Origin of the sequence: Paralcaligenes sp. KSB-10, from assembly GCF_021266465.1 — a bacterium.
Lineage (GTDB): Bacteria > Pseudomonadota > Gammaproteobacteria > Burkholderiales > Burkholderiaceae_B.
The window spans coordinates 4,250,324-4,267,650 of sequence record NZ_CP089848.1; the positions used below are offsets into that span (position 1 = coordinate 4,250,324).

The 17,327-nt window shown below is 60.8% G+C and carries 16 protein-coding genes; 4 read left to right on the top strand and 12 right to left on the bottom strand.

The annotated features are described in order from the left end of the window. Positions 1-79 precede the first annotated feature (79 nt). Both ychF and LSG25_RS19420 read left to right on the top strand, forming a co-directional pair. Positions 80-1,171 (top strand): redox-regulated ATPase YchF, encoded by a 1,092-nt coding sequence (gene ychF / locus LSG25_RS19415; protein WP_232742503.1) that lies wholly within the window; start codon positions 80-82, stop codon positions 1,169-1,171. 205 nt (positions 1,172-1,376) lie between these two features. Then, a complete protein-coding gene (locus LSG25_RS19420; RefSeq protein ID WP_232742504.1) occupies positions 1,377-3,050 on the top strand; it encodes a GGDEF domain-containing protein in 1,674 nt (557 codons plus the stop codon). Between the two features lie 11 nt (positions 3,051-3,061). Here the strand turns inward: LSG25_RS19420 and LSG25_RS19425 are convergent, their stop codons facing one another. The 7 genes from LSG25_RS19425 to LSG25_RS19455 all read right to left on the bottom strand — a co-directional run bounded on the left by LSG25_RS19425 (position 3,062) and on the right by LSG25_RS19455 (position 9,991). Continuing rightward, a complete protein-coding gene (locus tag LSG25_RS19425) occupies positions 3,062-4,018 on the bottom strand; it encodes a LysR family transcriptional regulator (protein ID WP_232742505.1) in 957 nt (318 codons plus the stop codon). An 87-nt stretch (positions 4,019-4,105) separates the two neighbouring features. After that, positions 4,106-5,107 (bottom strand): amidohydrolase family protein, encoded by a 1,002-nt coding sequence (locus LSG25_RS19430; protein ID WP_232742506.1) that lies wholly within the window; start codon positions 5,105-5,107, stop codon positions 4,106-4,108. 72 nt (positions 5,108-5,179) lie between these two features. Further along, positions 5,180-5,713, bottom strand: a complete 534-nt coding sequence (locus tag LSG25_RS19435; RefSeq protein WP_232742507.1) for a 3-hydroxyanthranilate 3,4-dioxygenase — start codon at positions 5,711-5,713, stop codon at positions 5,180-5,182. Positions 5,714-5,731: 18 nt separating this feature from the next. Continuing rightward, positions 5,732-6,154, bottom strand: a complete 423-nt coding sequence (locus LSG25_RS19440; RefSeq protein WP_232742508.1) for a RidA family protein — start codon at positions 6,152-6,154, stop codon at positions 5,732-5,734. Positions 6,155-6,182: 28 nt separating this feature from the next. Continuing rightward, positions 6,183-7,688 (bottom strand): 2-hydroxymuconic semialdehyde dehydrogenase, encoded by a 1,506-nt coding sequence (locus tag LSG25_RS19445; protein WP_232742509.1) that lies wholly within the window; start codon positions 7,686-7,688, stop codon positions 6,183-6,185. A 121-nt stretch (positions 7,689-7,809) separates the two neighbouring features. Then, the gene (lhpI, locus tag LSG25_RS19450; RefSeq protein WP_232742510.1) at positions 7,810-8,730 is read right to left on the bottom strand and encodes a bifunctional Delta(1)-pyrroline-2-carboxylate/Delta(1)-piperideine-2-carboxylate reductase; all 921 of its coding nucleotides are present in this window, start codon (positions 8,728-8,730) and stop codon (positions 7,810-7,812) included. An 85-nt stretch (positions 8,731-8,815) separates the two neighbouring features. Then, positions 8,816-9,991, bottom strand: a complete 1,176-nt coding sequence (locus tag LSG25_RS19455; RefSeq protein WP_232742511.1) for an FAD-binding oxidoreductase — start codon at positions 9,989-9,991, stop codon at positions 8,816-8,818. A gap of 149 nt (positions 9,992-10,140) precedes the next feature. Here LSG25_RS19455 and LSG25_RS19460 point away from each other — a divergent pair, with 149 nt between their 5' ends. Beyond that, the gene (locus tag LSG25_RS19460; protein ID WP_232742512.1) at positions 10,141-11,646 is read left to right on the top strand and encodes an aldehyde dehydrogenase family protein; all 1,506 of its coding nucleotides are present in this window, start codon (positions 10,141-10,143) and stop codon (positions 11,644-11,646) included. Positions 11,647-11,676: 30 nt separating this feature from the next. Here the strand turns inward: LSG25_RS19460 and LSG25_RS19465 are convergent, their stop codons facing one another. From LSG25_RS19465 to LSG25_RS19480, 4 genes are all read right to left on the bottom strand, one after another. Next, positions 11,677-12,435, bottom strand: coding sequence for a flagellar brake protein (locus LSG25_RS19465; protein ID WP_232742513.1), 759 nt, complete (start codon positions 12,433-12,435; stop codon positions 11,677-11,679). Between the two features lie 89 nt (positions 12,436-12,524). Next, on the bottom strand, positions 12,525-13,961 hold the full coding sequence (locus tag LSG25_RS19470) for an NAD(P)(+) transhydrogenase (Re/Si-specific) subunit beta (protein ID WP_232742514.1): 1,437 nt from the start codon (positions 13,959-13,961) through the stop codon (positions 12,525-12,527). After that, positions 13,958-14,272, bottom strand: a complete 315-nt coding sequence (locus LSG25_RS19475) for an NAD(P) transhydrogenase subunit alpha (protein WP_232742515.1) — start codon at positions 14,270-14,272, stop codon at positions 13,958-13,960. The genes LSG25_RS19470 and LSG25_RS19475 overlap by 4 nt, the downstream gene beginning before the upstream one ends. Continuing rightward, on the bottom strand, positions 14,272-15,390 hold the full coding sequence (locus tag LSG25_RS19480) for a Re/Si-specific NAD(P)(+) transhydrogenase subunit alpha (RefSeq protein ID WP_232742516.1): 1,119 nt from the start codon (positions 15,388-15,390) through the stop codon (positions 14,272-14,274). The genes LSG25_RS19475 and LSG25_RS19480 overlap by 1 nt, the downstream gene beginning before the upstream one ends. A 122-nt stretch (positions 15,391-15,512) precedes the next feature. Between LSG25_RS19480 and LSG25_RS19485 the strand changes: the two genes are divergently transcribed. Beyond that, complete coding sequence (locus tag LSG25_RS19485; protein WP_232742517.1) at positions 15,513-15,935, top strand: YidB family protein; 423 nt, start codon at positions 15,513-15,515, stop codon at positions 15,933-15,935. Positions 15,936-15,992: 57 nt separating this feature from the next. Here LSG25_RS19485 and LSG25_RS19490 read toward each other — a convergent pair whose 3' ends face one another. After that, positions 15,993-17,270 carry a bifunctional O-acetylhomoserine aminocarboxypropyltransferase/cysteine synthase gene (locus LSG25_RS19490; RefSeq protein ID WP_232742518.1) on the bottom strand — a complete coding sequence of 426 codons (1,278 nt, stop codon included), beginning with the start codon at positions 17,268-17,270 and terminating at the stop codon, positions 15,993-15,995. Positions 17,271-17,327: the final 57 nt, after the last annotated feature.

The following is a 17,327-nucleotide window of genomic DNA, read 5'->3' on the forward strand; positions in this document are numbered from 1 at the left end:
GCCGGAGGCACCAGACTATTTGGTGCCCATCACGTAAAATGCTGTTCTTTATTTGTTTTTCAGAAATTTCAGGATACTCATGGCTCTGCAATGCGGCATTGTTGGTTTACCCAACGTCGGAAAATCCACTCTCTTCAACGCTTTGACCAAGGCCGGCATTGCCGCTGAGAACTATCCGTTTTGCACCATCGAGCCGAATGTCGGCGTGGTCGAGGTGCCCGACGCGCGCCTGTCGGCTTTGGCCGACATCGTCAAGCCCGAGCGCATCCTGCCCGCGGTGGTCGAGTTCGTCGATATCGCCGGCCTGGTGGCGGGCGCATCCAAAGGCGAGGGCCTGGGCAACCAATTCCTGGCCAATATCCGGGAAACCGATGCCATTGTGCATGTGGTGCGCTGCTTCGAAGATGAAAATGTCATTCACGTTGCAGGCAAGATCGATCCGCTGTCCGATATCGCCGTCATCAATACCGAGTTGGCGCTGGCCGACCTGGCTTCGGCCGAAAAAGCCCTGCATCGCTACCAGAAAACCGCGCGCGCGGGCGACAAAGACGCCATCAAAATGGTGGCCTTGCTCGAAAAGATCATGCCGGTGCTCGACGAGGCCCGCCCCATTCGCTCTCTCAAGCTCGATGCCGATGACTTGCTGCTGATCAAGCCCCTGTGCTTTATTACCGCCAAGCCGGCCATGTATGTGGCCAACGTCAAGGAAGGCGGCTTCGAGAACAATCCCCATCTGACGGCCGTGCAAGAGTATGTCGCTGCTGAAAATGCGCCGGTCGTGGCGGTATGCGCGGCGGTGGAAGCCGAAATCGCCGATCTCGACGATGAAGACAAAGGCGTGTTCCTGGCCGATATCGGCATGGATGAGCCCGGCCTGAATCGCGTGATACGCGCGGGTTTTCGCCTGTTGGGCCTGCAAACCTACTTTACCGCGGGCGTCAAGGAAGTGCGCGCCTGGACCATTCATATCGGCGATACGGCTCCGAAGGCGGCGGGCGTGATCCATACCGATTTCGAGCGTGGCTTCATTCGCGCCCAGACCATCGCCTACGACGACTTCATTGCCTGCAAAGGCGAGCAGGGCGCCAAGGAGGCCGGCAAAATGCGTTCCGAAGGCAAGGAATACGTGGTCAAGGACGGCGACGTGCTGAATTTCCTGTTCAACGTTTAAGCCTACTATTGCAAGCGCCCGGGCCCGCGGCGCTGTTCCATAACAAGTGCCGGGTGCGCGCCTGGCAGGGGTTTTTCGCGGCCTATGCAATGGCCCCCGTTGACATTTGCCTGGGACGAAGGCACGATAAGCAACTTATCGGGATCCTGCACGCATAAATAATTATCTGAGGGGCGATTCCCCGTATGGGTATGATGGCGCAACCATGAATTTCCAAAGTATGAAATTCCGTCTCATCGCCCTGGGTGCGGTGCTGGTTATTCTGGGCCTTATTTTGCGGCTTGCTGTCGGCTTGCCGTTTGCGCAAGAACAATTGCGCGACCTGGTCGCCGCCCAGCAATTGTCGATCGCATCCTATATTGCAAGCGATATCAATCAGCGCGTGGTCGAACGCCGTTCGCTGATCAGCGAACTTGCCGCGGTCGTCCCGCTTTCCCTTGTGCAGCGCCCGGATGAACTCGCCGCGTGGTTCAAGGATCGGGAGCGTTTGAACCCCTTGTTCAGCGGGCTGCGGGCGATACGGCCGGACGGCGGGGTACTGGCTGCCTATCCCGCCCTGGGTGGACAATCACAGCACGTTTTTTTCGGCGAAAAATGGTTTCAGGCGGCACTTGTGGCCGATGCGCCGGTGATGAGCCGGCCGCAGCGCGATCCGGCGAATGGACAGCCCATTATCATTATGGCGACGCCGGTGCGCGATGCCGACCATCGTGTCGTGGCGGTGCTGGCGGGCGTCACGGCGCTGGACGGGCCGGGTTTCCTTGGGCGGCTTAAGGAAACCCGCTTGGGCACGACGGGCGGCTTTCTGCTGATTTCACCGGCCGACAAGCTGTTTGTCGGCTCCAGCGATCCTTCCATGATGCTCACGCCCACTCCGCCGCCCGGCGTCAACCTGCTGCACGACCGTGCCATGGCGGGCTACCGAGGCACTGGCGTTACCATCAATGCCCATGGCGTCAAGGAATTGTCGGCCATGGTCAGTGTGCCCAGCACAGGCTGGTTCGTGGTCGCCCGCATGCCGACGACAGAAGCCTTTCAACCGATCGAAGTCCTGCGCGGCATGGTGGTGAAAGGCAGTTTTGTGGCTTTGCTGGTCATGCTGGCTGCGTTGCTGCTGGTCATGCCGCGCATATTGCGGCCCCTGACCGAAACAGCGCACGCGATGCGGCAAATGGCCGACGGCAAACGCGAGCTGGAGCCTTTGCCGGTTCAGCGGGCCGACGAAATTGGCGGCCTGGTGCTGGGGTTCAACTATCTGGTGGGTCGCCTTCGCGAGAAAGAAACCGCGCTCAGGGCGAACGAGGCGAGCATGGAATTCCTTGCGCACCACGACTCGCTGACTGGCCTGTACAACCGGGTGATTCTGGAAGACCGCCTGCTGCAAGCCTTGGCACGAGCCGGCCGCAATAATTCGTGTTTTGCGCTTTTGTTTTTCGATCTCGATTACTTCAAGCCCATCAATGACGACCACGGGCACAATGTGGGCGATGCCGTGCTCGTCCAGGTTGCCACCCGTTTGCTGGAAGGGCGCCGGCGCCTCGATACTGTGGCGCGCCTGGGCGGCGACGAGTTTGTGATTCTGATGACCGATCTCGTCAATATCGACGAGGCGCGCGCCGGCGCCGGGAGTGTGGCGCGCCAATGCCTGGCGGCGATCTGCGAGCCTTACATCATAGACGGCAAAACGTTCAGGCTGAGTGCTTCGATCGGCATTGCCTTGCACAGCGGTTTGTCGGTTTCCAGTTCGCAATTGATGTCGCAAGCGGATATCGCCATGTATCGGGCCAAGCGGGCGGGAAAGAACGGAATCTGTTTCTTCGAAGAAGAAATGGCCGGGATCTCGGCGGCAAAGTCGGTCTCCGCCGTAGCGGATGTATGAGCCGCCGGGTCTCAGATTACTTCGCGTACCGCTTCGCGCAGGCAGGTTTTGAATAGCTCGACCGCCGGACCCTGGCTGTGGCTCGGCCGATGAAAGAAGCCGATGTCGCCGAACACATCCAGGCCTTTTACCGGCAGTACGCTCAACATGCCGGACTCGACAAACGGCATTGCAATGGTGCGCGGCATGAATGCGCAGGTCTTGAAGTCGGACAATAGCGTCAAGTTGGTCAGGACGGACATCGACTCGACCAGATTGTCGGGTGGCGGCAAGCCGGCCTGCGCGAAAAGCCGGTCGGCGGTTTTGCGCAACGATGAATCTGTAGTGGGTAGAATCCAGGGGCAGCCCGCCAGATCGTGCAGGCCCAGGGCTTTCTTTTTGGCCTGGGGGTGCTGGCGGCCGGCCACGACGCACAATTCATCGCGATACAGTGTCTCGGCCGCCACTGTCTGGGCCGAGGCGCGCCAGCTCTGATCATCGGGAATACGCCCCACCACCAGGTCGAGATCGCCGGTGGCGAGTATGGGCAGCAGTTGATCCATTTGCCCTACGCGCAGCGTTACGATGACTTGCGGGGCCTGTGCCTTGAGCCGCGCAATGGCGTGGGGCAGCAAGGATGACGAGGCGGCAATAAGGGTTCCGATGATGACGTGGCCCAGCACACCGGTTTTGTAGGCATTGAGTTCGTCGGTCATGGCACGGAGCTCGGCCAGCAGGGTTTTGGCGCGGCGCCCAATGAGCTCGCCGAATTCGGTGGGAGCAACGCCGCGGTTGCTGCGCACCAGCAGCGGTTCTCCGAACCAGGCCTCCAGTTCGAGAACAACCTTGCTGACTGCCGGCTGTGTCAGATTGAGCGCCTGGGCAGCGTGCAGTATCGACCTGCTTTGCATTACCTGTTCCAGCACCAGCAACTGCGAAAAACGCAGCTTGCGGGCCAGCGCGGTACGATTTAGAAGTAGCGGGTCCATGAGCGGCGTCGATATGTCAGGGTGGTGTGAATAGGCTGGCCGGACTGCATTGCCGCTTGGCGCCGGGCGGACCTCGCCGCCCCGCTACTAGGCTTCGAAACCAAAAAACTCTTGTGCGTTGAGACTGTTGATTTTCTCACGATCGGCGGCATTTAGCCATTCGTTGTCGGCGACCAGCTTGCCTATTTGCTGTTCGCCCAGGGGGAATGGGTAGTCCGACCCCAGCATGACGCGATCCGAGCCCATTACCTCGACAAGCAGGCGCAGCGCGCGCGGATCGAAGACGGCGCTGTCTACGTAGAAACGGTTCAGGTAGCTGGAGGGTGGCTGGGGGCAGTCCTGGCGTACGATGTCGCGGCATTGCCAGGCGTTGTCGACACGTCCCAGCAAAAAGGCAAAGCTGCCGCCGCCATGGGCGAAGCATAGCTTGAGCGATTTTGGTATGCGTTCCAGCGCCCCAGACAAAATCAGCGACAGGATTCCCAACTGGGTTTCCGCCGGCATGGCCACCAGCCAGGGCAGCATCCATTTTTTCATGCGGCCGTCGGTCATCATGTCCCAGGGATGGGCCAGCACCGCAATGTCGTTGAGGGCGCAATGCGTCAGGAACTGCACCAGATGCTCGTCATCGAGGTCGCGCTCGCCCAGGTGGTTGCCGATCTGCACGCCCACATGGCCGCAGGCCTTGGCGCGAGAGGCCTCGCGGCAGGCGAGGTCGAGATCCTGCAAAGGTACCTGGGCCAGGGCCTTGAGGCGCTTCGGGTTGGCCGCGCAATGTTCCAGCGCCAGATCGTTCATGCGTTCGGCCCACGGAGCGGCGTGGTCGGCCGCATGGCTGTAGCCGAACATGATGGGCGTGGCCGAAATGACCTGTGCATCCAGACCGTGACGGTCCATTTCTTCAAGCCGCAGACTGGCGTCCCACAAGGCCCGGTAGACCGGCCGGAAGGATCGATCGCCTTTCATGATGTGACCATGCTCGCCGTCGCTGGAAATGGACAGCCAGGGCGCTTGCGCGGCGTCCAGCGCCGCGGCCTGCGCCTGACTGATGGGCGGGAAAAAATGGGAATGCATGTCTATTTTTTTCATGGACTGTGTCGGCGTATTGGATAGCTGTTCAGTGAGATGGATCGATGGTGGCTGGCCCGGCGTCGTTGCGGCTCAGTTTCCTTTCCCGGGATGCAGCTTGCCGCAGTTGGGGCAACGCCTTTTTTCCTCGGACTGGTAGAACGCATTAAAGAGCGGAGGCAGATCGGTCACGATGCTTTGCAACTGGGTTTCCACACGATGCACCAGGTGCCCGCAGCCTTTGTCGCCTTCGCAGTACCATTCGAAGCCGTCGATATGGCCGAGGGGGCGTTGGCGCTCGATGACCAGGCAGGCGCTGTTGGCTTCCGGCCTTTGCGGCGAGTGACGGACATGGGGCGGCATCAGGAAGATGTCGCCTTCCTTTAGATCGAGCCGTTCACGGGCGCCGTCGATCCATAGATACAGGTAGGCATTGCCCCGCATCTGGTAAAAGAACTCTTCGAAAGGGTCATCGTGATAGTCGGTGCGGTGATTGGGGCCGCCCACTACCGTAACGATAAAGTCGCTGTCCTGCCAGATTTGCTGATTGCCGACAGGGGGCTTTAAAAGATGGGCGTGTTCGTCGATCCAGCGTGCGAAGTTGAAAGGTTTTCCGTAAGCAAGCATGGCGTCCTCCGTAATTCTTTATTTGGGCAAGTAGGCGATAGCCTTCATTTCGATGAGCAGATGCGGATGGGGCAACTGGTGCACGGCGACCGTGGTGCGGGTCGGGCCATCGGCCGAAAAAAACTCGCCGTAGACTTCGTTATAGCCGCCGAAATCGTTCATATTGACCAGGAAGGCCGAGATCTCGACCAGGTGCTCCAGGCCAGCGCCTTCGCTATCGAGTATGTCGCGGATGTTTTCGATGACCGCGCGGGTCTGGACTCGGATGTCGAGCTGAGTCGTGCCCATGGCATCGGCCTGGGCTCCGGCAAAGGTATTGTCGGGACGCCGCGAACTGGTGCCCGAGACAAACAGGAAATCGCCGGCGCGCTTGATATGAGGGAATTTGCCGCGGGGTGTGGCTTTGCCTTCGACGACGCGGGCTTGTATCGGATTGCTCATGATCTTCCTGTAATGAATGGTTGGCGCATCAAAGCTTCATGCAGATGGTGCTGATTTCCGAATAGAAGTCCAGGGAATAGCGGCCGCCTTCGCGGCCCAGCCCCGACAGTTTTGCTCCGCCGAACGGAGTGCGCAAATCGCGTGTGAACCAGGTATTGACCCACACGATGCCGGTTTCGAACTGGCTGGAAACCCGATGAGCGCGAGACAGATTGGTGGTCCAGACGCAGCCGGCCAGGCCGTAGGCGCTGTCGTTGACACGCTCTATGACTTCGGCTTCGGTGTCGAAAGGAGAAATGTGGCAGATGGGGCCGAAGATTTCCTCGCGCACGCAGCGGGCGGTGTCGGGCAGGCCGGTGATGATGGTGGGCTGTACATAGGCGCCCTGGTCGCGCTCGTCGCCGAAGACCGGCACGCCGCCTCCGCTTACGACGGTGGCGCCTTCGTCGCGGGCCAGCTTGTAATAAGACAGCACCTTGTCGCGATGGGCGTGTGATACCAGCGGACCCATGTCCACGCCCTCGGCATCGGGGAAATCGACGCGCAACTGTTCGGTCCGGCTTTTCAGTGCGGCCACGAAGCGGTCAAAAATAGGGCGCTCTACATAAACGCGTTCGGAACACAGGCAGACCTGCCCGGAATTGGTAAAGCTCGATTTCATGACACCGGCAATGGCGGCCTCGAAATCGGCATCGGCAAATACCACCGCGGCATTCTTGCCGCCCAACTCGAACGAGACTTCTTTCACTCCTTCGGCGGCGGCTTTCATAATGGTGCTGCCGGTGCGGGATTCGCCTGTAAAGGTGATGGCGTCGATATGCGGGCTGGTGCTCAGGAATTGTCCCGCCGAGTCGGGCCCGAAACCGTGGATCAGATTGAAGACACCATTGGGCAGGCCGGCGGCCTGTATGACTTCGGCCAGCAATGTGGCAGACGAGGGGGTTTCTTCCGAGGGCTTGGCAATGACGCAATTCCCCATGGCCAGGGCCGGCGCGACTTTCCAGGTCAGGAGCAGCAACGGCAGGTTCCAGGGCGAAATGATGCCTATGGTGCCCAGCGGCTTGCGTATGACGTAGCTCATGATTTTGGCGCCGTCGGGGCCGTCGCTCTGGAACAGATCGCTCGAGCTGGTTTTGATCAGGTCGGCAAAGGTACGGAAATTGGCGATGCCGCGTGCAACGTCGAGCGTGCGCGCCTGATGGACAGGGCGCCCCGTATCGGCAACTTCGGCCGCGACGAAATCGTCGAAGCGCTGTTCTATGCCATCGGCGATGCAGTGCAGGAAAGCGGCTCGCTCGGACACTGTGCTGTGTTTCCAGCTGCCCTGGGCGGCGCGGTTGGCGGCGCTGATGGCGGCATTGACCGTGTCCTGGCCGGCCTCGCACACATGACTGATCAGTTGGCCGTTGACCGGATTGATATTGTCGAAGCTTTTTCCTGTATCAACCCAAGCGCCGTCCACAAAACAGCGCAACAGGGGAACGGCCGCGGGGGGCTTTGCCGCGCGAGATTTGGGCAAGGGCGTGTTAACCATGTCGACTCCACCAATAGGACTGTTTTTTTGTAGTGTATCTGCCTGGAGGTATAAAAAATAATGAAATTTAAGTATTCTGATATTCTTTTATAGAATATATAAACTGGCCATGCCGCGCGATTTACAGGCCAAGGGCCGCCTGCGCGCAGCGTGCGGCGGCCAGATCCCAGGCGGCGCAACCTACGCTTTTGAACAGCAGCGCCCGCCCGAAGTCGACTCCATTGAGCAGTGCCTCGGACAAGGGCATGACCCGATTCCAGGCCGCTTGCGCCAGAATGAGGTCTCCTGCTTCGTGACGGGCCCCGGCCGGGTCGTCGACGTAGATCTGGCTGCCCAGGACCGTTTCGGCGGCGATTTCGGCGGAATCAGCCTCAAAGGCTCCTACTCCGATCACCAGGCGTCCGGCACGGGCCGGTTCGCCGTACACAGGCGTCTTGCTGCTGGTGGCGGTGATTACCGCATCGACATCTTGTGGAATGGACGAGACGATACCCGGGGTGAACCGCAGGTCCAGGTTTTCGTGCGCCCGGACAAAGGCGCCGGCGCTGTCGAGGCTGCGGCCGGCGACGAGCAGCGCAATGCCCGGAAACAGCGCCGCGATGGCCTGGGCGTGTCCCGAAGCCTGTTTGCCTGTGCCGATCAGGGCGATGCGCGCAGGAGCTCGATCGAGAAAGGTTTTAAGCGCGAGCATTGAAATGGCCGCGGTGCGGCGGGCGGTCACGGCAGGGCCGTCCAGCACGAACAGTTCCTGGCCGGTTTTTCCGTTGTAGGCCGACACCAGGCCATTGATGGTGGGCAAGTTCAGAGCCCGGTTCGACGGAGTCACGTTGACCAGCTTGTGTATGCCGATGTCGTCGGCGGTTGCCGGCATGGAGAGCATGAGGCCGCCGCGCGGGAAAGGCACGACCTGGCGTTCGGGCGCGATGATGAGGCCGCGCCCGTAGTCGATGGCGGCTGTTTTGAGCGCTTCGACGAGATGGGAAAAGTCGAGCAGCCCGGCGGTCTGCCCGGCATCGAAAAGGGTAGTTGCATTGACGCTCATGGGGCCTTTACGCATGGAACACGGTAGTACACGGAGGATAAAGGCAGTGTATCCCGCGATGCGCGGCAGCGTCACGTCGCCCTGTTCACACCACGTTCTTTTCGATGATCGGGGTGTTATCCAATATACGCGACCATCCCATGCGCGTCAGGTCCAGCGTGCGAAAGCCGTTGAACAGTACCAGTTCGGACAGGGCCCGCCCGACGGCGGGGGCCTGCTGCAGTCCATGGCCGCTGAAGCCGTTGGCGAACAGCAGGTTTTCAATGTCCGGATGAGCGCCGATAATAAGGTTGTGGTCCAGTGTGTTCATATCGTAATGGCCGGCCCAGCCATGGGTGCAGCGTATGGCTTCGAATGCCGGTACGCGGGCTGCAAGCAGCGGCCACAGCACCTCTTCGAAGAGTTCATACTGGACCTCGAAGTCGATGCATTGCGGATCGTCGGCGGGCGCGATCCCACCTATGAAGCCTGCGCCTTCGGGCCGGAAGTACGCGCCGCTCGGGTCTATGACCAGCGGGCAAGGCGCTACCGGGTTCGGGCATTGGAAGTAAAAAATGCAGCGCTTGCGGGCCTCTACCGGCAGGTCGATCCCGGCCAGGCGGCCGAGTTGCGGGCCGCCGGTCCCCGCCGCATTGATCAGTACGCCACACCGCAGGGCCTCGCCGTTGTCGAGCCCGACGCCGGTGATGCGGCGCCCCTTGCGCTGCACCTGCACGACTTCGTTTTCCCTGTAGTGCGCGCCCTGGGATATCGCTTTTTTCCTGAAGCCCTGCATCATGCCGTACGCATCCAGCCAGCCTTCGCCCGACAGGCCCAAGGAGCCCGCGGCGAGGCCGTCGGTTCGCATCCAGGGGAAACGGGCCGCAAGCTGCTCCGGATTCAGCAAGGCTGCATCGACGCCGAGTGCACGTTGGGTGCGGTGGTTTTCGTTGAGGGCATCCAGGCCCGCCGCCGTCGCCAGGAACAGATAGCCGCCTTCATGGAAGCCGGCCTCGGGCCGCACGCCGTCCACGGCGAGGCGTTGGCCGAAATGGCGCAGGAACTCTGTTCCGAACTGAGACATCCGGATATTTTCGGGAGTGGAAAACTGATGGCGTATGGATGCGGCGGAAAGGCTGGTGGCGCAACGCCGATAGCTGAAATCTTTCTCGACGACCAGCACCGAGCCTTTGAAGTCCGGATGGGCCGTCAGGAAGTAGGCGCAGGCGCTGCCGACGGCGGCACCTCCGGCAATGATGACGTCGAACTGTTCGCGCGGCATATCGTAAACCTTCGGCTTGACTGCTACTATTGTTCCAGAATTTTCAGGGATTGCCGCAATTTTTCTGTAAGCGGGTTCCATACTTGCGCAGTGTCTTCGCCCAGGCGCACATGGCGCCCAGGGCCGTTCGACTGCATAGAGAGGTCACTATGACAAACTCGGAATTGCTTGATGCCATGGGCGTGGCCCCGCACGATTTGACCGGCGGTCCCTTGGCCGTGCACTCGCCCATCGACGGCGCCGTGCTGGCCCGGGTTCAGGTCCATACGGCGGCTCAAGTCTCCGCGGCGATTGAACGCGCCGAAGCCGCGTACCGGGCCTGGCGTGATGTGCCGGCGCCGCGCCGCGGCGAGCTGATTCGCCTGTTTGGCAAAGAACTGAGAGCCCATAAAAATACGCTGGGTCGCCTGGTATCGGTCGAGACGGGAAAGATTCTTGCCGAGGGTGCGGGCGAGGTCCAGGAGATGATCGATATTTGCGACTTTGCGGCGGGCCTGTCGCGCCAGTTGTATGGCTTGACGATTGCTTCGGAGCGGCCGGGCCATCGCATGATGGAAACTTGGCACCCCTTGGGGGTAGTGGGTGTTATTTCCGCTTTTAATTTTCCGGTTGCCGTGTGGTCGTGGAATATGGCCTTGGCGATTGTGTGCGGCGATGCGGTCGTCTGGAAGCCTTCGGAAAAGACACCGTTGACGGCCATGGCCTGCCAGTCCTTGTTCCGGCGCGCCATGGAAAAATTCAGCGATGCGCCGCCCGGTTTGTCCGAGCTGGTGATAGGCGATCGCGAGGCGGGCGAAGCACTGGTCGACGACAGGCGGGTCGCCCTGGTTTCTGCAACGGGTTCGACCCGAATGGGGCGCCAGGTGGGCCAGCGTGTTGCGGCGCGCCTGGGGCGGTCGCTGCTTGAACTGGGGGGAAACAATGCGGTCATCGTCACGCCGTCGGCCGATCTGGACATGGCGGCTCAGGGGATTTTGTTTGGCGCCATCGGCACGGCAGGGCAGCGTTGCACCAGCACACGTCGCCTGATTGTGCATCGCGGTGTTGCCGACGATTTGCTGGAACGCCTGAAGCAGTCGTATGCGGGCGCCCGCATAGGCGATCCGCTGGATACGCAAACGCTGGTCGGTCCCCTAGTCGATCGCCCGGCTTTCCTGGCCATGCAGGCCGCGCTTGACCGGGCCAGGCAGCAGCAAGGGCTTGTATTCGGCGGCGGCCGTGTGCTCGCCAGCCGGTACCCCGACGCCTATTACGTGGAACCCGCCATTGTCGAGATACCCGAACAAAGCGATGTGGTGTGCCAGGAAACCTTCGCGCCGATTTTATACGTGCTCAGATACGAGCCGTTCGAGGATGCCATTCGCCTGCACAATGGCGTTCCCCAGGGCCTGTCGTCGGCCATTTTCACCACCGATCTGCGCGAGGCGGAAAGGTTCATGTCGAGTGCGGGATCCGATTGCGGCATTGCCAATGTCAATATCGGGACATCGGGAGCCGAGATTGGCGGAGCGTTCGGGGGCGAGAAGGAAACCGGCGGCGGGCGCGAGTCGGGTTCCGACGCCTGGAAAGCATATATGCGCCGCGCCACCAACACCGTAAATTATTCGCGCGCATTGCCTTTGGCGCAGGGGATCAGGTTCGGTAATGGAACATGATGCGGCGCCGGTCGGTACGCGCAGCCCGAATTAGTCGAGCCCTTTGTTCCGGGCAGTCAGTTTGCGCTCGATTTTGCCGATATGGCGCTGCAAGGCAATCAGCGAGGTGTTGGACAGGTCGACGAAGGAAAACCCGACGCGATGGGTTTTCCTGTCGTTTGACAAGGTTTCATCGAGATTGCGCTTGACCTGGGCCGTGACGGTCAGGATCTCGTTGTCCGGCAATTGGAGCCGGCAGCCGGTATACAGGGTGCCGATGGTACAGTCCAGGACCTGGTCGTTGTCCACCACAAGCATGCCGCCGCAACTGAGGTCTTCGAGGGTCAGGGAAATGCGGGGGGTATCGACATTGCCGGGCAGCGGAAAGGAGCACAGGGTTGGATTGCTCAGCGGGACGTCCACCCGATAGTAGTCGCGCCGCTGCAGGCGGGTAAGCTCGGTGGGGATGCCGAACATCAGGGCCGATTGCTGCCCGTGCCGGCCGGCGGTGACTTTCGGCGTGGAAAACAGGATGCGGATCTTGTGCAGCGCCGTTTCAAACGAAACCTTTTCGGCGCTGATCATGCGCTGGTTGATGACGTCTTCCCGGGAGTTGTCGACCACGACGATGTTCTTGCGTTCGTCCAGCTCGAGAATGGTGGTAATGACCGATACCGGCCTGCCTGGAATGTGCATCTGGAGGAGCGCCCGCTCTTTTTCGAGCGAGCGCAGCAGCGACACGATTTCCCGTGGCGACGTCACGAGGAAGGGGCTGGGGTCTTCGGCGGCGAAGCGGGGGTCGATAGGCATCAGATGTTGTAACAAATGTAAACAGCAACACGAAGCATAAACGATTAAAAACGTCTCGTCTATCGAATAAAACTGCCTCTTTGGCCGTTTTATTCGATTGCCTTGACCATATCTTCGATGACTTTCTTGGCGTCGCCGAAGACCATCATGGTTTTATCCATATAGAACAGTTCATTGTCGAGCCCCGCATAGCCGGCCGCCATCGAACGTTTGTTGACGATGACGGTACGGGCCTTGTAGGCCTCGAGTATGGGCATGCCGGCGATGGGCGATTGCGGATCGTTCTTGGCGGCGGGGTTCACGACATCGTTCGCACCCAGCACCAGCACCACGTCGGTCTGGCCGAATTCGCCGTTGATGTCGTCCATTTCGAAGACCTGGTCGTAGGGTACCTCGGCTTCGGCCAGCAAGACATTCATGTGGCCCGGCATACGGCCGGCCACCGGATGTATGGCGTATTTGACGACGACCCCTTGCTCGCCGAGTTTCTCGGCGAGCTCCTTGAGAGCATGCTGGGCTCGCGCGACCGCCAGGCCGTAGCCGGGGACGATGGTGACGGATTCGGCATTGCTCATTAGGAAGGCCGCGTCTTCGGGGCTGCCGGATTTGACATTGCGCTGGGCCTGGCTGGCGCTTTGCGCCGTGCCGGGCGCCGTGCCGAAACCGCCCAATATGACATTGAAGAACGAGCGGTTCATGGCCTTGCACATGATGTACGACAGGATCGCGCCCGATGAGCCGACCAGCGAACCGGCGATGATCAGCATGGGGTTGTTGAGCGAAAAACCGATGCCGGCCGCGGCCCAGCCCGAGTAGCTGTTGAGCATGGATACCACGACAGGCATGTCGGCGCCGCCGATGGGGATGATGATCAGCACTCCCAATACGAAGGCGAGCAGGGCCATGATGATAAAGGGCAGCCACAATTGCGTGCCCATGAACCAGAACCCGCAGCCCAGCATGGCAATAGCCAGCGCCAGGTTGACGAAATGCTGGCCCGGGAACACCACGGGGGCCCCCTGGAACAGTCTGAATTTGTATTTGCCGGCCAGCTTGCCGAAGGCAATGACCGAGCCGGAAAACGTGATGGCGCCCACGAAGGTGCCGATGAACAGTTCAAGCCGGTTGCCCACGGGTATGGGGTCTCCGGGGGCGGCGATATTGAAGGCATGCGGTTCGGCCACGACGGCTACGGCGATGGCCACGGCGGCCAGGCCTATCATGCTGTGCATGAATGCCACGAGTTCGGGCATTTTGGTCATTTCGACGCGCTTGGCCAGGACGGTGCCGAAGCTGCCGCCTATGAGCAAGCCCAGCACGACCCAGCCCAGACCGATGCCGGCCTTGCCGTCGCTGGCCAGGCCGACGATCAGCAAGGCGGTCGTGATCACGGCAATGGCCATGCCTATCATGCCGAACAGATTGCCGCGCCGGGAGGTGGTGGGATGGGACAGGCCTTTGAGCGCCTGTATGAAGCAGATTGAAGCGATAAGGTAGAAAAGGGTGACGAGATTGGCAGAAATCATGATTGCCCTCCCGCGGTTTTCTTCTCTTTTTTCTTGAACATTTCCAGCATGCGCCGAGTGACCAGGAAACCGCCAAAGACATTGACGGCCGCCAGGGTGACGGCAAATACGCCCATGAATCGCGCCAACCCGCCTTCGGTCAGTGCCGCGGCCAGCATGGCGCCCACGATGACGATGGCCGAGATGGCGTTGGTGACGGCCATGAGCGGCGTATGCAGGGCGGGTGTGACGTTCCAGACCACGTGGTAGCCGACGTAGATGGCCAGCACGAAGATAATAAAGTTGATCAGGGTGGGATTGACCGCTTCCATCAGGCGCTCCTTAATACGTTGCCGCCGGTGCACATCAGGCAGGCGGTAATGATTTCGTCTTCGTGCTGTATGGCCAGCTCGCCCTCGGCGTTCGTGATCAGCTTCATGAAGTCGAGAATATTGCGGGCATAGAGCGCCGAAGCATCGGTGGCAACCAGGGCCGGCAGGTTGCTGTAGCCGATCAGGCTGACCCCGTGCTTTTCTACGATTTTGTCTTTTTCGGACAAGGGGCAGTTGCCGCCGCGCTCGACGGCCAGGTCGACAATGACCGAGCCCGGCTTCATGGCCTTGACGGTGTCTTCGGTAATGAGCACAGGTGCCGGCCGCCCGGGAATCAGCGCGGTGCTGATGACGATATCGGCCTGTTTGCAGCGTTCCGATACCAGCGCGGCCTGGCGGGCCATCCAGGCCGCCGGCATGGGCCGGGCATAGCCGCCCACACCCTGGGCTATTTCGCGCTCTTCATCGGTTTCGAAGGGCACGTCGATGAATTTCGCGCCCAGCGACTCGATCTGTTCTTTGGCGGCGGGCCGCACGTCGGACGCCTCGACCACGGCGCCCAGGCGCTTGGCGGTGGCGATGGCCTGCAGGCCGGCCACGCCCGCACCCAGGACGACGGCGCGCGCCGCCTTGAGCGTGCCGGCCGCCGTCATCATCATGGGGAACAGGCGTCCGTACTGATTGGCCGCCAGCAGCACGGCCTTGTAGCCGGCCAGATTGGCTTGCGAGGACAGGACGTCGAGGCTTTGCGCGCGCGTGATGCGCGGCGCGGCTTCGAGAGCGAAGGCGGTCAGGCCGGTACTGGCCAGCGCCGCCAGGCCCGCTTGATCGAAGGGGTCGAGCATGCCGACCAGTACCGTGTTGGCTTTCATGTGCAGGCGTTCAGCTTCGTTGGGCGAGCGCACCTTGAGCACGAGCTCGGCCCCGAGCGCCTGCTCCGCGCTGCCCAGCGTGGCGCCGACGTTGGCATAGGCTTCGTCGGGGTAGTGGGCCGCCGCGCCCGCGCCATGCTCGACAATGACTGTATGCTTGCCGCCTATATATTTTTTGACCGTTTCCGGAGTGGCGGCAACGCGCGTTTCTCCTGGCTGGCTTTCGCGCGGAATTCCTATTTGCATGAAGACTCTCCAGCTTCCCGTATTATTTAATGAGGCTTACTATACTCGAACTGACTGACAATTATTTGCAATGTCCGGCGCGTATATTTGCTAGACTTACTGACCATATTAAGGAGATTATCATGGGACTTCTGGATTCGGTTCTTTCTGCTGTCAGTGGCGGAAACCCCCAGGCAGGCGGTCAGGCGGCATTGCTGCCCGCCTTGCTCGAACAAGTCAATAACTATCCGGGCGGCTTGCCCGCGCTTGTCCAGAAATTCGAACAGGGCGGTCTGGGCGGCGTCGTGTCTTCCTGGGTCGGCACCGGCGCGAATCAGCCTGTGTCGGGCGACCAGCTGCATGCCGTGCTGGGCGACGATATGGTCAATAACCTGGCGCAAAGCTCCGGCCAGGACACCAGTTCGGTATTGAGCAACCTCAGCACCTTGCTGCCGCATCTGGTCGATCACGCGACGCCTAACGGCAGCGTCGAGCCGGGCGCGCAGGGTGGCCTTGATACCTCGTCGCTCATGGGCTCCCTGTCGGGCTTGCTCGGCAAACTGTAAGCGATACCCGCTTGCCAGGAAAGGCGGCCGGTTCGGCATGGCCGTCGTTCCTGAAGCTTAGTCTTTGCTGGCGCTCAGGGCCTGTTCCAGATCGGCCAGAATGTCGTCGATGTGCTCAAGGCCAATCGACAGTCGGATCATATCTTCCCCCACGCCCGCTTTGGCGAGTTCTTCGGGGCTGAGCTGCCGGTGCGTGGTCGAGGCGGGATGGCAGGCCAGGGATTTCGCATCGCCGATATTCACCAGGCGCACTACGAGCTTCAGGGCATCGATGAATCGGGCGCCCGCGGCGCTGCCGCCCTTGATGCCGAACGACATGATGCTGGCGGGTTTGCCGTCCATGTATTTTTTCGCCAGGCCATGTTCGGGGTGATCGCTCAGGCCGGCATACTTGACCCACGATACTTGCGCATGTTTGGCCAGGTAGGCGGCCACCTTGAGCGCATTTTCGGTGTGGCGCTCCATGCGCAGGGGTAGCGTTTCGATTCCCTGCAGGATAAGAAAGGCGTTGAATGGCGAGAGCGCCGCGCCGGTATTGCGCAGCGGCACCACGCGGCAGCGGCCTATGAATGCCGCCGGGCCGAATGCCTCGGTATACACCACGCCGTGATAGGATGGGTCGGGTTCGTTCAGCATGGGGAAGCGGGCCTTGTGCTCGGCCCAGGGGAATTTGCCCGAATCGACGACCGCGCCGGCGATGGTCGTGCCGTGGCCGCCCATGTATTTGGTAAGCGCATGTACGATGATGTCGGCGCCATGCTCGAACGGCCGGCAAATGGCGGGGGAGGCAACGGTGTTGTCGACGATCAGCGGTACGCCGTGACGGTGTGCGGCATCGGCAAAGGCCTGGATATCGATGATGTTTCCCGCTGGATTGCCTATCGACTCGCAAAATACCGCCTTGGTGTTTTCGTCGATCAGGGCTTCAAGCGCCGCCACGTCGTTATGCGGGGCGAATTTCACGGTAATGCCCTGGCGCGGAAAGGTATGTGCAAATAAATTGTAGGTGCCGCCATAGAGCTTGCTGACCGAGACGATATTGTCGCCCGCCTGGGCGATGGTCTGGATGGCGTACGTGACGGCGGCCATGCCTGATGCCACGGCGAGTGCCGCCACACCCCCTTCGAGAGCCGCAACGCGTTCTTCCAGCACCGCGTTGGTGGGGTTCATGATGCGCGTATATATATTGCCCGCAACCTTCAGGTCGAACAGATCGGCGCCGTGCTGGGTGCTGTCGAAGGCGTAGGACGTGGTCTGGTAAATGGGCACCGCGACCGCCTTGGTGGTGGGGTCGGGCTGGTAGCCGGCATGAATGGCAAGCGTTTCAAGTTTCATGTTTTTTGCTTTCCGTGGTTTGACTCGAGATTGGCAGGGGGGCAAGAAGCCCTATCG

Coding starts and splice junctions, on each gene's coding strand:
- ychF (WP_232742503.1), top strand. CDS start 80: ATGGCTCTGCAATGCGGCATTGTTGGTTTACCCAACGTCGGAAAATCC.
- LSG25_RS19420 (WP_232742504.1), top strand. CDS start 1,377: ATGAATTTCCAAAGTATGAAATTCCGTCTCATCGCCCTGGGTGCGGTG.
- LSG25_RS19425 (WP_232742505.1), bottom strand. CDS start 4,018: ATGGACCCGCTACTTCTAAATCGTACCGCGCTGGCCCGCAAGCTGCGT.
- LSG25_RS19430 (WP_232742506.1), bottom strand. CDS start 5,107: ATGAAAAAAATAGACATGCATTCCCATTTTTTCCCGCCCATCAGTCAG.
- LSG25_RS19435 (WP_232742507.1), bottom strand. CDS start 5,713: ATGCTTGCTTACGGAAAACCTTTCAACTTCGCACGCTGGATCGACGAA.
- LSG25_RS19440 (WP_232742508.1), bottom strand. CDS start 6,154: ATGAGCAATCCGATACAAGCCCGCGTCGTCGAAGGCAAAGCCACACCC.
- LSG25_RS19445 (WP_232742509.1), bottom strand. CDS start 7,688: ATGGTTAACACGCCCTTGCCCAAATCTCGCGCGGCAAAGCCCCCCGCG.
- lhpI (WP_232742510.1), bottom strand. CDS start 8,730: ATGAGCGTCAATGCAACTACCCTTTTCGATGCCGGGCAGACCGCCGGG.
- LSG25_RS19455 (WP_232742511.1), bottom strand. CDS start 9,991: ATGCCGCGCGAACAGTTCGACGTCATCATTGCCGGAGGTGCCGCCGTC.
- LSG25_RS19460 (WP_232742512.1), top strand. CDS start 10,141: ATGACAAACTCGGAATTGCTTGATGCCATGGGCGTGGCCCCGCACGAT.
- LSG25_RS19465 (WP_232742513.1), bottom strand. CDS start 12,435: ATGCCTATCGACCCCCGCTTCGCCGCCGAAGACCCCAGCCCCTTCCTC.
- LSG25_RS19470 (WP_232742514.1), bottom strand. CDS start 13,961: ATGATTTCTGCCAATCTCGTCACCCTTTTCTACCTTATCGCTTCAATC.
- LSG25_RS19475 (WP_232742515.1), bottom strand. CDS start 14,272: ATGGAAGCGGTCAATCCCACCCTGATCAACTTTATTATCTTCGTGCTG.
- LSG25_RS19480 (WP_232742516.1), bottom strand. CDS start 15,390: ATGCAAATAGGAATTCCGCGCGAAAGCCAGCCAGGAGAAACGCGCGTT.
- LSG25_RS19485 (WP_232742517.1), top strand. CDS start 15,513: ATGGGACTTCTGGATTCGGTTCTTTCTGCTGTCAGTGGCGGAAACCCC.
- LSG25_RS19490 (WP_232742518.1), bottom strand. CDS start 17,270: ATGAAACTTGAAACGCTTGCCATTCATGCCGGCTACCAGCCCGACCCC.